At 67.3% G+C, this 13,374-nt stretch carries 10 protein-coding genes; 5 read left to right on the top strand and 5 right to left on the bottom strand.

Features of this window, described 5'->3' with window-relative positions:
* The first annotated feature begins 39 nt into the window (after positions 1-39).
* Positions 40-1,335 (top strand): aspartate carbamoyltransferase, encoded by a 1,296-nt coding sequence (locus CEG14_RS15325; protein ID WP_094827571.1) that lies wholly within the window; start codon positions 40-42, stop codon positions 1,333-1,335.
* A 91-nt stretch (positions 1,336-1,426) separates the two neighbouring features.
* Here the strand turns inward: CEG14_RS15325 and CEG14_RS15320 are convergent, their stop codons facing one another.
* On the bottom strand, positions 1,427-2,326 hold the full coding sequence (locus tag CEG14_RS15320; protein ID WP_094827177.1) for a recombination-associated protein RdgC: 900 nt from the start codon (positions 2,324-2,326) through the stop codon (positions 1,427-1,429).
* A 150-nt stretch (positions 2,327-2,476) separates the two neighbouring features.
* Here CEG14_RS15320 and CEG14_RS15315 point away from each other — a divergent pair, with 150 nt between their 5' ends.
* A complete protein-coding gene (locus CEG14_RS15315; RefSeq protein WP_094827176.1) occupies positions 2,477-2,695 on the top strand; it encodes a hypothetical protein in 219 nt (72 codons plus the stop codon).
* 405 nt (positions 2,696-3,100) lie between these two features.
* Here CEG14_RS15315 and CEG14_RS15310 read toward each other — a convergent pair whose 3' ends face one another.
* From CEG14_RS15310 to CEG14_RS15300, 3 genes are all read right to left on the bottom strand, one after another.
* A complete protein-coding gene (locus tag CEG14_RS15310) occupies positions 3,101-4,774 on the bottom strand; it encodes an MFS transporter (protein ID WP_094827175.1) in 1,674 nt (557 codons plus the stop codon).
* 191 nt (positions 4,775-4,965) lie between these two features.
* Positions 4,966-6,348, bottom strand: coding sequence for a sensor histidine kinase (locus tag CEG14_RS15305; RefSeq protein ID WP_094827570.1), 1,383 nt, complete (start codon positions 6,346-6,348; stop codon positions 4,966-4,968).
* 115 nt (positions 6,349-6,463) lie between these two features.
* Positions 6,464-7,153, bottom strand: a complete 690-nt coding sequence (locus CEG14_RS15300; RefSeq protein ID WP_094827174.1) for a response regulator transcription factor — start codon at positions 7,151-7,153, stop codon at positions 6,464-6,466.
* A 325-nt stretch (positions 7,154-7,478) separates the two neighbouring features.
* On the opposite strand from CEG14_RS15300, the gene recA reads away from it, so the two are divergent.
* Together recA and recX are read left to right on the top strand one after the other, a co-directional pair.
* Positions 7,479-8,540, top strand: coding sequence for a recombinase RecA (recA, locus tag CEG14_RS15295; protein ID WP_094827173.1), 1,062 nt, complete (start codon positions 7,479-7,481; stop codon positions 8,538-8,540).
* A 313-nt stretch (positions 8,541-8,853) separates the two neighbouring features.
* Entirely contained in the window at positions 8,854-9,618 is a 765-nt protein-coding gene (gene recX / locus CEG14_RS15290) for a recombination regulator RecX (RefSeq protein ID WP_094827172.1), read from the top strand.
* Positions 9,619-9,789: 171 nt separating this feature from the next.
* Here recX and CEG14_RS15285 read toward each other — a convergent pair whose 3' ends face one another.
* Positions 9,790-10,710, bottom strand: a complete 921-nt coding sequence (locus tag CEG14_RS15285) for a LysR family transcriptional regulator (protein ID WP_094827171.1) — start codon at positions 10,708-10,710, stop codon at positions 9,790-9,792.
* Positions 10,711-10,900: 190 nt separating this feature from the next.
* Here CEG14_RS15285 and metE point away from each other — a divergent pair, with 190 nt between their 5' ends.
* The gene (gene metE, locus CEG14_RS15280) at positions 10,901-13,195 is read left to right on the top strand and encodes a 5-methyltetrahydropteroyltriglutamate--homocysteine S-methyltransferase (protein ID WP_094827170.1); all 2,295 of its coding nucleotides are present in this window, start codon (positions 10,901-10,903) and stop codon (positions 13,193-13,195) included.
* Positions 13,196-13,374 lie beyond the last annotated feature (179 nt).

Raw genomic sequence — 13,374 nt, 5'->3', positions numbered from 1 at the left:
CGCATTGCGTATATTTCGCTACCCACCGCCGAGGCCTTCATGTCCATCTCCCAGCAAGCCTTCCTGCGCGACGCCATGCGCCGCCTGAACCTCACTCGTGACGTTTTCGCCGCCCGCATCGGTGTGAAGCGGCGCGCCCTGGATACCTGGCTGCTGCCGGAGGGCTCGCAGGAGTTCCGCGCGATGCCGGAAGTGGTGGAGCGCTTCGTGAGCGAGATCGTGCAAAACCGCGATCTGCTCGAGAAATATACGCAAAGCGCACAGGTGGGCCCGCTGCGGGATCGCATCGCCGTGGACGGCAAGCCGCAACTGCTGTCGGTCGATCAGTTCACGCGCGAGTCGGTCGAAGACCTGTTCCGCGTGGCCGACATGATGCAGCCCATCGCGCGGCGCCAGAAGGTCTCGCGCGTGCTCGAGGGCGCGGTGCTGGGCAATCTGTTTTTCGAGGCCAGCACCCGCACGCGCGTGAGCTTCGGCTCGGCGTTCTGCCGGCTTGGCGGTTCGGTGTGCGACACCACGGGCTTTACGTTCTCGTCGATGGCCAAGGGCGAGTCGATCTATGACACCAGCCGCGTGATGTCGGGTTACGTGGATGCGATGGTGATCCGCCATCCGGACCAGGGCTCGGTGGCCGAGTTCGCGGCCGCCACCAACATCCCCGTGGTCAACGGCGGCGACGGCCCGGGCGAGCACCCGAGCCAGGCCCTGCTGGATCTCTACACCATCCTCACCGAGTTCTCGCGCCTGGGCAAGCTGCTGGACGGCGCGCACATCGCGATGGTGGGCGACCTGAAGTACGGCCGCACCGTGCACTCGCTGATCAAGCTGCTGGCGCTCTACAAGGGCGTGAAGTTCACGCTCATCTCGCCGCCGGGCCTGGAGATGCCGCAATACATCGTCGAGCAGGCCGCGCGCAACGGCAACGTGATCGAGCAGAAGGGTTCGCTGGCCGAAGGCCTGCCGGGCGCCGACGTGATCTACGCCACCCGCGTGCAGAAGGAGCGCTTCGCCAACGAGGAAAGCGCCGAGGGCTACACGGCGGACTTCCAGGTGAGCCGCGCCATCATCGATACGTACTGCGGCCCGGACACCATCGTGATGCACCCGCTGCCGCGCGACAGCCGCCCCGGCGCCAACGACCTGAGCAACGATCTCAACCACGATCCGCGCCTGGCGATCTTCCGCCAGACCGACAACGGCATCCCCATCCGCATGGCCATCTTCGCCGTGCTGCTCGGTGTCGAGGGCCTGGTGCAGCACTCCATGCGCGACGTGACGTGGAAGCATCCGTCGCACATCGGTCCGGACGACTCGGTGTTCCACGGCCTGGATTGAGACCCGGCGTGGCCCGCATCGGGCCACAAGAAAAAACCGCGCAGCCCCGAAAAGGGATGCGCGGTTTTTTTTTGCCGCCGGGCAGGGCGCGTCAGATCTTCTTTTCGCCGCCCAGGGCCTCGACCAGCTCGGCGATCAGCTTGGAGAGTTCGCCGGTCATGAGCACCATGTCGGACTCGAACTTCTCGTCGTCGTTCTGCGAGATCGCGTCGGGATTTTCCTTCAGCACGTCGAGCGGCGCGACGCGCTTGACGTCCATCGCCTCGGTCAGCACGAAGGAGACGCGATCGGCCCAGGTCATGGCCAGGCGGGTGCACTGCTTGCCCGACTGGATATGGCGGCGCACGTCGTCGGCGTCGATCGAATGCTTCACGTAGCGGATCGCCGCGCGGCTCTCGCCGGAGGCACGCAGCTCGGTGTCCTGGTCGATCGAGAAGTTGGCCGGCGCCTCGTCTTCGGCCAGCCAGCCGGTCATGGCGGAGGCGGGCGATTCGGCCACGTAGAGGTTTTCGAGCGGCAGCGGGTCGACGGACTTCACGAGCAGGCCGATCACCTCATCGGCCTTGGCCGAGGCGGCGGCGTCGATCACCAGCCAGTGATTGACGGTGTCGATCCAGACGCGGGTGTCGCGGTACACGCTGAAGGCGCGCGGCAGGAGTTCGTCGGTGACGCGCTCCTTGAGCTCCTTCATCTGCTTGCGGCCGGGCTTGTAGCCCTGCTGCTCTTCGATTTCCTGGGCGCGGGCCTTCGTGACCTGGTTGACCACGGTGCCGGGCAGCAGCTTTTTCTCGGCGCGCAGCGTGAGCAGGATCTGCCCGTTCACCATATGGGCCAGGCCGCCATTTTCACGCGGCGGGATCCAGCCCAGACTCTGCATTTCGAGGTTGTTGCCGGACTGGTAGGCGTGCCGGGCAAGGCTTTCTTCAAGCTGCTCGCCGGTCAACGTCCAGGGCGAGGACAGTCGGTAGATCTTGAGATTCTTGAACCACATGGCTTCAGCGCAAAAGCATCGATTCTATACGACGCGGTGGCCGCGCGGCGTTTGTATCTTGCGTGTCAACGGCGACACGCTCTGTCACTGACACCCTGTGGGCCTTCCGGTAATGTCCCCACCATCATCCACGGCTGAAAGAGGAGTGCCATGAAACCCGCAACCCTAATTGGTGCTGTTCTGATCGTGCTCGGCGCTGCGGCGCTCGTGTACAAGGGCTTTAACTACAAATCCGAGGAAACCGTGCTGCAGGTCGGCTCGGTCAAGGCCACGGCCGAGACCGAGAAGTCGGTGCCGATCCCCACGTGGGCAGGCATCGCCGCGATCGTCGTCGGCGTGCTGGCGGTGGGCGCAGGCATGCGCCGCTGATCCGCATCACCCCTGGATTCAAAGGCTTCTGACCGCCCTCGGGCGGTCTTTTTTTTGCGGGTGAGGTCGGGGGAGGGCGCGCCGCGCGCGGCACAAAAAAAGACGGCCCGGCTAGGGCCGGGCCGATACGGGGCACACGATATCGCGTCAAAAAAGGCTCGCGGGGAACGCGATATCGGTGTCAGAGTACTGGCCCTGCAAACTCCGTACAGGGGATCGTTTGTCCGGAGAAAAACGCAAGACCGTGATCTGAGCGGCCAGTCTACGCGTGGGGGTCTGACAGGGTCCTGAATCAAGCGCGGCGCGGCCGGGCAAGCGCGCGACAGGCAAAAAAAAAGCTCCATAAGGAGCTTTGAAGGGCCGGGTTGGCGCAGCGGTCCAACCCGGCGGGGGAAGTGTCCTGGCTTACGCGTTGATGTCGTTGTTCTTGGTTTCACGTACGAACAGGGTGCCGATGACCAGCGTCATGACCGCGATGATGATCGGGTACCACAGGCCATCGTAGATGTTGCCGGTGGCGGCCACGACCGCGAAGGCGACCGGGGGCAGGAAGCCGCCGAACCAGCCGTTGCCGATGTGGTACGGCAGGCTCATCGAGGTGTAGCGGATGCGGGTCGGGAACATTTCCACCAGCATCGCCGCGATCGGGCCGTAGACCATGGTCACGTAGATGACCAGGATCGTCAGCATGACCACGACCATCACGTTGTTGGTCTGGGCCGGGTCGGCCTTGGCCGGATAGCCGTGGGCGCGGATCGCGGCGGTGAGGGCCTTGTCGAGCTCGGCGGCCTTCGCCTTGAATTCGGCCGGTGCCATGCTGGCGCCGTCGAACGAGGGGAACACGTCGTTGCCGATCTTCACCGAGGCCATCGTGCCGGCCGGTGCAGCCTGGTTGTCGTAGTTCACGGCGTTGCGTGCCATGAACGACTTGACCACGTCGCACGAGCTGGTGAAGGAGGCGGTGCCCACCGGGTTGAACTGGAACGAGCACGTGGCCGGGTCGGCGATCACCGTCACGGGGGCGGTGGCCTGGGCACGCTCCAGCGCCGGGTTGGCGTAGTGCGTGATGGCCTTGAAGATCGGGAAGTAGGTCAGTGCCGCGATCAGGCAGCCCGCCATGATGATGGGCTTGCGGCCGATCTTGTCGGACAGTGCGCCGAAGATCACGAAGAACGGCGTGCCGATCAGCAGCGCGATCGCGATCATGATGTTGGCGGTGTTCGCGTCGACCTTCAGCGTCTGCGTCAGGAAGAACAGCGCGTAGAACTGGCCCGTGTACCAGACCACGGCCTGGCCGGCGGTCAGGCCCAGCAGCGCCAGGATCACGACCTTCAGGTTGCGCCACTGACCGAACGATTCGGCGATCGGCGCCTTCGAACCCTTGCCTTCTTCCTTCATGCGCTTGAAGGTCGGCGATTCGTTGAGCTGCAGGCGGATCCAGACCGAGATGCCCAGCAGGATCACCGAGATCAGGAACGGAATGCGCCAGCCCCACTCCTTGAACGCCTCTTCGCCCATGGCGGTGCGCACGCCCAGGATCACCAGCAGCGACAGGAACAGGCCCAGCGTTGCCGTGGTCTGGATCCAGCTGGTGTAGAAGCCGCGGCGGCCTTGCGGCGCGTGTTCCGCCACGTAGGTGGCCGCGCCGCCGTATTCACCGCCGAGCGCCAGGCCCTGCAGCAGGCGCAGCACGATCAGGATGGCGGGCGCGGCGATGCCGATGCTGGCGTAGCTGGGCAGGATCCCGACCAGGAAGGTCGACACGCCCATCAGCACGATGGTGACGAGGAAGGTGTACTTGCGGCCCACCAGGTCGCCGAGACGGCCGAACACCAGGGCGCCGAACGGGCGCACGGCGAAGCCGGCGGCGAAGGCGAGCAGGGCGAAGATGAAGCCCGCGGTGGGGTTCACGCCCGAAAAGAAGTGCGCTGCGATGATGGCCGCGAGCGAGCCATACAGATAAAAGTCGTACCACTCGAAAACGGTACCAAGCGACGACGCGAAAATCACGCGACGCTCGTCCCGGGTCATGGGACGCGGCGCTGCCGTGGGCCCACCCTGCAAGGTGCTGGTGCTCATGATGTCTCCTCGGATCGTGCCGGCGGTGCATCCGCCGTGCGTTCTACCCGCAGCCGTTTTATTGGGGGTGGCCTCGAGCTGCTGACAAGGTAGGTCCCGAGGCTGACGAGGTTCTGACGTGACCCTTACCTGAATCTTAATAGTGAAACATTATGTAACCCCCTCCCAGGAGCATCCGGGGATCCCCTAGGTCAGGTAGAGGACTGCGGCGGAGCCGGGTCGGGCTGGTATTGCGCGAACACGACCTGGATGCGCGTGCCCGGCAGGGTGGAGTGCGGGCTCGGATGATCGTCGATTCGGACGCTGGCGCGGTGCTTCTGCGCGATCTCGCGCACGATGGCCAGGCCCAGGCCGCTGCCATCGGACAGCGTGCCCAGCACGCGGTAGAAGCGGTCGAACACGCGTTCGCGCTCATGCACCGGGATGCCGGGGCCCGAATCCTCGACCTCGACGATGGCCAGCGGATTGGGGGCGCGCACGCGCACGGTGATGTGGCCGCCGCGCGGCGTGTAGCGCAGCGCGTTGTCGATCAGATTGTTGAGCAGCTCGGCCAGCAGGATCGGGTTGCCGTTGACGTACAGCGGCGTGGGATTGCCCTCGAAGCCCAGGTCGGTGCCGAGGTTGAGCGCGTGCGGCACCCAGTGCATGGTCTGTTCGGACGCGATGGTGTTGAGGTCGACGCGGGTGAGGCCGGTGGCGTCGGGCGTTTCGGCGCGTGCCAGCAGCAGCAGCTGGTTCACCAGCCGGGTGGCGCGTTCGGAGCCCGTGACGAGCTGGCGCAGGCTCGACTGCATCTCCTCGGGGCTCGCGTCGCGCAAGGCCAGTTCGGCCTGCGTGCGCAGCCCGGCCAGCGGCGTCTTGAGCTGGTGCGCCGCGTCGGCGACGAAGCGGCGTTGCGCTTCGACGTTGGCCGACAGCCGCTCGAGCAGCTCGTTCATGGCGCCCACCAGCGGCGCGATCTCTGAAGGCGCGGCGCGTTCGTCGATGGGCGACAGATCGTCGGGCTTGCGCGCGCGCAGGCGCTGTTGCAGCGCGTTGAGCGGCGCCACCCCGCGCGACAGCCCGAACCACACCAGCAGCACCGCGATGGGCAGCACCACGAACTGCGGAATGATGACGCCCTTGATGATGTCGTTGGCGAGCTGCGCGCGCTTCTCGACCGTTTCGGCCACGATGACCAGCGCGGGCTGGGTATCGGGAATCTTCAGGTCGACCCAGGTGTAGGCCAGGCGCACGCCGAAGCCGCGCAACGTGTCGTCGGCGTAGAGCACCCGGCCGGGCTGCGGCTGGCCGGCCAGCGGCGGCAGCGGCAGGGCGCGGTCGCCGCCCAGGTACTCGCCGCGGCTGCCGAGCGCGAGCCAGAACACGCTGTCGGTCTCGTCGGCGCGCAGCACCTCGCGCGCCGGATCGCTCATGCGCAGCACCGCGCGGCCCTGGTCGGCCTGCACCTGGTGCGCGAGTACGTTCAGGTTGTTGGCCAGCGCGCGGTCGTAGGGCGCATTGGCGATGTTCTGCGCGACCACGTAGGTGATGGCCACGCTCATGGGCCACAAGAGGAACAGCGGCGCCAGCATCCAGTCGAGGATTTCGCCCAGCAGCGAGCGCTGCGGCGGCGCGAAGCTCGGCCCTTTGACGCCGCCGCGCAGCGCCTCGAGGGCCTCCTGGTTCAGGGATTCGGTGCGCGCCGGTTCAGCTGGCGAGGAAGTTGGCACCGTGGTCTCGCTCCAGACAGTAGCCGAGGCCGCGCACGGTGATGATCTTCACGCCGCTGGGCTCGAGCTTCTTGCGCAGGCGGTGGACATAGACCTCGATCGCGTTGGTGCTGACCTCCTCGCCCCATTCGCACAGATGGTCCACGAGCTGCGTCTTGCTCACCATGCGGCCGCTGCGTGCCAGCAGGATCTCGAGCAGGCTGACCTCGCGGGCGGAGAGATCGAGGGTCTGGTCGTCGACCATGGCCACGCGGCCGGTCTGGTCGAACGTGAGGCGGCCGTGGCGGATCATGGTGGCGCCGCCGCCGGCGCCGCGGCGCGTGAGGGCGCGCACGCGCGCCTCGAGTTCGGACAGCGCGAAGGGCTTGGCCATGTAATCGTCGGCGCCCAGGTCCAGGCCCTTGACGCGCTGCTCCACGCTGTCGGCCGCGGTGAGGATCAGCACCGGCAGCACGGAGTTGCGCGCGCGCAGGCGCCGCAGCACCTCGAGGCCGGTGAGCTGGGGCAGCCCGAGGTCGAGGATCAGTAGGTCGAAGGGCTGAGCCGCCAGGGCCGAATCCGCGGCCAGGCCGTCGCGCACCGCGTCGACCGCATAGCCGTTGTGTCGCAGGGAGCGGGACAATCCGTCGGCGAGAATGCTGTCGTCTTCGGCTATGAGAATGCGCATCGGGCTATGGAAGAGGGCGGGGCGGCGCGGGGCGCCGGGGTGCCGACGATTCTGTCATAGGGGGCGAGGCTTGCCCACTCAGGGAATACGTGGAAAACTTGTCTTACTGGATTTTTATCCAGTACAATTCAATGCCATAATCGCCATCGAAATTCCGGGAGCGGGGGCGGCAGGCCCGTCGGCGCGACAGCGTCGGGGTTATTTGTCCCCACTTTGTCGGCAAGCTTTTTCGGCCCAGGGGCAGCGCGTGATGCCTGCCCGATCCGATACGCCCGCCACTCGAAACCGTCCCGCACCCCGCTCACTCATACAGATAGGACACCTCATGGACGACAAAACCAGCAAGGCCTCGTCGGAAAAAGCCAAGGCGCTCGCCGCGGCCCTCTCGCAGATCGAAAAGCAGTTCGGCAAGGGCTCGATCATGCGCTACGGCGATAACGAGGTCGAGCACAACATCCAGGTCGTCTCGACCGGTTCGTTGGGCCTGGATATCGCGCTGGGCGTCGGCGGCCTGCCGCGCGGCCGTGTGGTCGAGATCTACGGTCCCGAATCGTCCGGCAAGACCACGCTCACGCTGCAGGTCATCGCCGAGATGCAGAAGATCGGCGGCACCTGCGCCTTCGTCGACGCCGAACACGCGCTCGACGTGCAATACGCGTCCAAGCTCGGCGTCAACCTCACCGACCTGCTGATCTCGCAGCCCGACACCGGCGAACAGGCCCTCGAGATCACCGACGCGCTGGTGCGCTCGGGTTCGGTCGACCTGATCGTCATCGACTCGGTCGCGGCCCTGGTGCCCAAGGCCGAAATCGAAGGCGAGATGGGCGATTCGCTGCCCGGCCTGCAGGCCCGCCTGATGAGCCAGGCGCTGCGCAAGCTCACCGCCACGATCAAGCGCACCAACTGCATGGTGATCTTCATCAACCAGATCCGCATGAAGATCGGCGTGATGTTCGGCAACCCCGAAACCACCACCGGCGGCAACGCGCTGAAGTTCTATTCGTCGGTCCGCCTCGACATCCGCCGTATCGGCTCGATCAAGAAGGGCGACGAGGTCGTGGGCAACGAAACCCGCGTCAAGGTCGTGAAAAACAAGGTCGCGCCGCCGTTCAAGCAGGCCGAATTCGACATCATGTACGGCCAGGGCATCTCGCGCGAGGGCGAAATCATCGACCTCGGCGTGGCCGCCAACGTGGTCGACAAGTCCGGCGCCTGGTACAGCTACGCGGGCAACCGCATCGGCCAGGGCAAGGACAACGTGCGCGAATACCTGAAGGAAAACAAGCAGATCGCGATCGAGATCGAAAACAAGGTCCGCGAAAACCAGGGCATCGTCAGCCGCGTGGCCGAGTTCGTGCCCACGGCCGAGGAAAGCGCCGAAGACTGAGTCCCGGGCGCGGCATGGCGGTCACGCATGGGTCCATGCAGGCCGCCGGCCACGGGTTCAGCCGATTGGCGCGACTGGCGCGATCGTCGCGGTCGTCGCAATTGCAGCGAGGGTCGTGATGGTCGCGACTGCCGGTTCACGGGCGAGGCCTCGCAGGAGGCTTCGCCCGTTTTGCTTTCGCCCTCGATCGCCGTCCGCGCCTGGCGTCGCCGCCCGGTCGCCGCGGCCAGCGCCGGCCGCGTTACCCTAGTGCCTGTCCCTGCGATTTTTCGGCCTGCGCGCCGGCGCGTCCCGGGCCCACCCTGACCGCACCATGACCTCCCGATTCCGCACCCCTTCCGAACGCACGCTGGAGCGCCTCGACGACGAGTTCGAAACCGTTGCGCCGCGCAGCGGGGGCGGGGCGCGCACGCCCGCCGCATCCGAACGCCAGCCGGACGACGCGCCCGAGGCGCCGGTCTACACGCGCAGTTCGGAGCTGCGTGCGGCGAAGGCCGAGCGTACCGCGCGGCGCCGCGCCGACCGCGAGGCACGGCAGGACGGTGGGGCAGTTGATGCTGCGGCAGCCGAGGCTGCGGCCCCCGGCGGTGCTGGTCCGGACGCCGCCGCGTCCGCACGCACGGCGCGGCGCGGCCCGAGCCTCAAGATGCGCGCGGTGGGGTATCTGTCGCGTCGCGAGTACTCGCGCCAGGACCTCGCACGCAAGCTCGCGCCGCATGCCGAGAGCGAGGAAGAGGTTGCGCAGGTGCTGGAGGCGCTCACGCGCGAGGGCTGGCAGTCCAACGAACGCTACGCGCAATCGCTCGCCCACCGCCGCGCGCCGCGCCAGGGCACCGCGCGCATCGTGCAGGAGCTCAAGCACAGCGGCATCGACGACGTCCAGATCGCCGAGGTGCGCGACACGCTGCGTGCCACCGAGTACGAGCGTGCGCTGGAGGTCTGGCGCAAGCGCTTCGGCGAGGCGCCGGCCGATCGCGCCGCCTACGCCAAGCAGGTGCGCTTTCTCGCCAGCCGGGGCTTTGCGCACGATGCGATCCGCCGCGTGATCGGCAGCGCCGGCGCCGAAGACGAGTTCTGAGGCGGCCGGCCAGGTGCGGCCGGCGAGGTGCGACCGGCCAGGTGCGGCCGGCGAGGTGCGGCCGGCCAGGTGCGCTCGGCAAGGCGCGACCGGCCAGGCGCTGCCGGCGAGGCGCTGCCAGCGAGGCGCGGCCGGACGCGGGCCGCAAGACCCGCGTCGCCAGCTGCCGCCTCAGCTTTTCGCCGACTTGATGTGGGTCAGCGTCTTGAAGCAGACGTCGCGGCCGATCGTCAGGAATTCGCGGATGTACGAGGTGTCGCTGTCCTCGGCACGGACCGCGGCGTACAGCGTGCGCCACACCCCCTGCGGGCCGAGATGGCAGACCCGCAGCCAGCCCTGGTCCAAATATTCCGTGAGGGTCCAGTGCGGCAGCGCCGCCACGCCGCGATTGCTCGCCACCAGCTGGGCGATCATCGGCGTGAGTTCCGCGCGGCGCACGCCGGCGGGCTCCACGTCGGCCGGATCCAGGAACGCCGTGAAGATGTCCAGACGCTGGCGGTCGACCGGGTAGGTGATGAGCGTCTGGTCCACCAGCTGCTCCGGCATGATGTTGCGGCTCGCCGCGAGCGGATTGGCCTCGGACACCGCCAGCACCAATTCATACTTGAACAAGGGCAGGTAGGTCACCGACTCGAGCGGCTGCGGGTCGGAGGTGATCACCAGGTCGAGATCGCCGCGCACCAGCGCGGGCAGGGGGGCGAACGAAAACGCCGCCGACAGATCGAGCGCCACGTCGGGCCATTGGCCGCGAAACTCGTCGAGCGCGGGCATCAGCCATTGGAAGCAGGAGTGGCAGTCGATGGCCAGGTGCAGCCGTCCCGTGCGGCCCGCCGCCAGACGCTGCAGCTCGCGTTCGGTGCTGCGCATCTTGGGCAGCACCTCGTCGGCCAGGGCCAGCACGCGCAGCCCGGCGGTGGTGAGGCGGGCGGGGCGGGTGCGGCGGTTGAGCAGCGGCGTGCCCAGCCGGGTCTCCAGATCGCGCAACTGGTGCGACAGCGCGGATTGGGTGAGGTGCAGCCGCTCGGCGGCTTCCTGCAGGCTGCCCCCGTCGCGGATGGCGGCGAGGGTTTCCAGATGGCGGATCTCAAGCATTCGATGCCCTGACTTCGTAGAGGTGACGATGAGTGCAAAGGCGCGGGCCGAGCGGAGTCGCCTCACGGCCGTGCGTCTATTGCATGAGTCAAACTCAATAAAAACTTGTCCAGATTGATTTTGACTCACGCTATTCTACGCGCAGAATACCGGTCTACTTGAACAAACTTTGTGTGAGGCCGGATTTCTCATGACGATCATTCATAATCTTGGTTTCCCCCGCATCGGTGCCCAGCGCGAACTCAAGCGTGCGGTCGAGGCCTATTGGGCCGGCAAGCAGGATGCGCAGGCGCTGCAGGAAACCGGCCGGGCGCTGCGCGCCGAACACTGGCGCCTGCAGGCGTCCAACGGCCTGAAGTTCGTGCCGGTCGGCGATTTCGCCTGGTACGACCACATCCTGGAATGGACCACGCTGCTGGGCGCCGTGCCCGCCCGCTTCGGCCAGCCGGCCGGCGAGCCCGTGTCGCTCGACACGCTGTTTCGCATGGGGCGTGGCCGCGCACCCAGCGGCACGCCTGCCGCCGCCTGCGAAATGACCAAGTGGTTCGACACCAACTACCACTACATCGTGCCGGAGCTCGCGCCGGGCCAGACCTTCCGTATCGCGCGCGAAGACCTGTTCGCCCAGGTCAGCGAAGCGCAGGCGCTGGGCCATGCGGTCAAGCCGGTCATCCCCGGCCCGCTCACCTGGCTCTGGCTGGGCAAGGGCGACGCGTTCGAGGGCGCGGACAACGTCGCCAAGCTGGGCCTGCTCGAGGCGCTGTTGCCGGTCTATGGCGAGGTGCTGCGGCGTTTCGCCGCCCAGGGCGTGGAATGGGTGCAGATCGACGAGCCCATCCTGTCGCTCGACCTGCCGCAGGCCTGGCGCGAGGCCTTTGCGTCGGCCTACGCCACGCTCGCGTCGGCGCCCGTCAAGCTGTTGGTCGCCAGTTATTTCGACGGGCTGAAAGACAATCTCGACACCGCGCTGGCCCTGCCGGTGGCCGGTCTGCACGTGGACCTGGTGCGTGCGCCCGGCCAACTGGCCGAGGTGGCGGCCGGGCTGCGCGACGATCAGATCCTGTCCGCCGGCGTGATCAACGGCCGCAACATCTGGCGCACCGACCTCGACGCCGCGCTGGCGGTGCTCGGGCCCGTGGCCCGGCAGCTGGGCGAGCGCCTCTGGCTGGCGCCGTCGTGCTCGCTGCTGCACGTGCCGGTCGATCTGGCCTATGAAACCGAGCTCGACGCCGAGCTCAAGAGCTGGCTGTCGTTCGCCGTGCAGAAGCTCGAGGAGCTCAGGCTGCTGGGCCGCGCGCTCGCGGGCGGCTCCGACGCAGCGGTGCAGGACGGCCTGGCGGCGCAGCGCGCCGCGCTGGCCGCCCGTGCCGCCTCGCCGCGCATCCACAATCCCGCCGTCGCCCGGCGCATGGAAAGCGCCGCCCAGGTCAGCCGCGAGCGCGCGCCGTTCGCCGAGCGCATCGCGCGCCAGCAGGCCGACCTCAAGCTGCCCGCCTTCCCGACCACCACCATCGGTTCGTTCCCGCAGACCGCCGAGATCCGCGCGCTGCGGCGCGACTGGAAGGCGGGTGCGCTGACGGACTCGGCATACGAGGCCGCCATCCGCAAGGAAATCGAGGAAGTCATCCGCTTCCAGGAGAAAGTGGGCCTGGACGTGCTGGTGCATGGCGAGCCCGAGCGCAACGACATGGTGGAGTACTTCGGCGAGCTGCTGGCCGGCTTCGCCTTCACGAAAAACGGCTGGGTGCAGAGCTATGGCTCGCGCTGCGTCAAGCCGCCGGTGATCTTCGGCGACGTGGCGCGCCCCGCGCCCATGACCGTGGGCTGGTCTTCCTACGCCCAGTCCCTGACCGACAAGCCGGTCAAGGGCATGCTGACAGGGCCGGTCACGATCCTGCAGTGGTCGTTCGTGCGCGACGACCAGCCGCGCGAGGCCACCTGCCGCCAGCTGGCCCTGGCGCTGCGCGACGAGGTGGTGGACCTGGAGCGGGCCGGCATCAAGGTCATCCAGATCGACGAGCCCGCCATCCGCGAGGGCCTGCCGCTGCGGCGCGCCGACTGGGCCGCCTACCTGGACTGGGCCGTCGACTGCTTCCGCCTGAGCACGGCCGGCGTCGGCAGCGAGACCCAGATCCACACCCACATGTGCTATTCGGAGTTCAACGACATCATCGAGTCGATCGCCGCCATGGACGCCGACGTGATCACCATCGAGACCTCGCGCTCCAACATGGAGCTGCTCAAGGCGTTCGAGGACTTCCGCTACCCCAACGACATCGGCCCGGGCGTCTACGACATCCACTCGCCCAACGTGCCCGAGGTGGACTGGATGGTCGGCCTGATGCAGAAGGCCGCCAGCCGGCTGCCCAGGGAGCGGCTGTGGGTGAACCCGGATTGCGGGCTCAAGACCCGCGCCTGGCCGGAAACCGAAGCCGCGCTCATCAGCATGGTGCAGGCCGCCCGCGCGCTGCGGGAATCCGCCTAAGCGATTGATATCGGTAGGGAATTGGCACGGCCGGCAGGGCCGTGGCGATCCCGCCGCAGCGTTTCCTCACGACCGCTGGCGTCCGAAATCCGGGTGCCGGCGGTTTTTTTGTGCAGGTGCAATGGACACTTGCCGCGGATCAAGGGCCGGAAGACGGGACGGCCTTATGTCTGAGTGCT

Origin of the sequence: Bordetella genomosp. 1, from assembly GCF_002261335.1 — a bacterium.
Lineage (GTDB): Bacteria > Pseudomonadota > Gammaproteobacteria > Burkholderiales > Burkholderiaceae_B > Bordetella.
The sequence above is the reverse complement of the archived record's forward strand: the minus strand, read 5'-3'. Positions and strand labels throughout refer to the sequence as shown.

Excerpts from the sequence above, each read along its gene's own strand:
- CEG14_RS15325 (WP_094827571.1), top strand. The coding sequence starts at position 40 with ATGTCCATCTCCCAGCAAGCCTTCCTGCGCGACGCCATGCGCCGCCTG.
- CEG14_RS15320 (WP_094827177.1), bottom strand. The coding sequence starts at position 2,326 with ATGTGGTTCAAGAATCTCAAGATCTACCGACTGTCCTCGCCCTGGACG.
- CEG14_RS15315 (WP_094827176.1), top strand. The coding sequence starts at position 2,477 with ATGAAACCCGCAACCCTAATTGGTGCTGTTCTGATCGTGCTCGGCGCT.
- CEG14_RS15310 (WP_094827175.1), bottom strand. The coding sequence starts at position 4,774 with ATGAGCACCAGCACCTTGCAGGGTGGGCCCACGGCAGCGCCGCGTCCC.
- CEG14_RS15305 (WP_094827570.1), bottom strand. The coding sequence starts at position 6,348 with ATGCTGGCGCCGCTGTTCCTCTTGTGGCCCATGAGCGTGGCCATCACC.
- CEG14_RS15300 (WP_094827174.1), bottom strand. The coding sequence starts at position 7,153 with ATGCGCATTCTCATAGCCGAAGACGACAGCATTCTCGCCGACGGATTG.
- recA (WP_094827173.1), top strand. The coding sequence starts at position 7,479 with ATGGACGACAAAACCAGCAAGGCCTCGTCGGAAAAAGCCAAGGCGCTC.
- recX (WP_094827172.1), top strand. The coding sequence starts at position 8,854 with ATGACCTCCCGATTCCGCACCCCTTCCGAACGCACGCTGGAGCGCCTC.
- CEG14_RS15285 (WP_094827171.1), bottom strand. The coding sequence starts at position 10,710 with ATGCTTGAGATCCGCCATCTGGAAACCCTCGCCGCCATCCGCGACGGG.
- metE (WP_094827170.1), top strand. The coding sequence starts at position 10,901 with ATGACGATCATTCATAATCTTGGTTTCCCCCGCATCGGTGCCCAGCGC.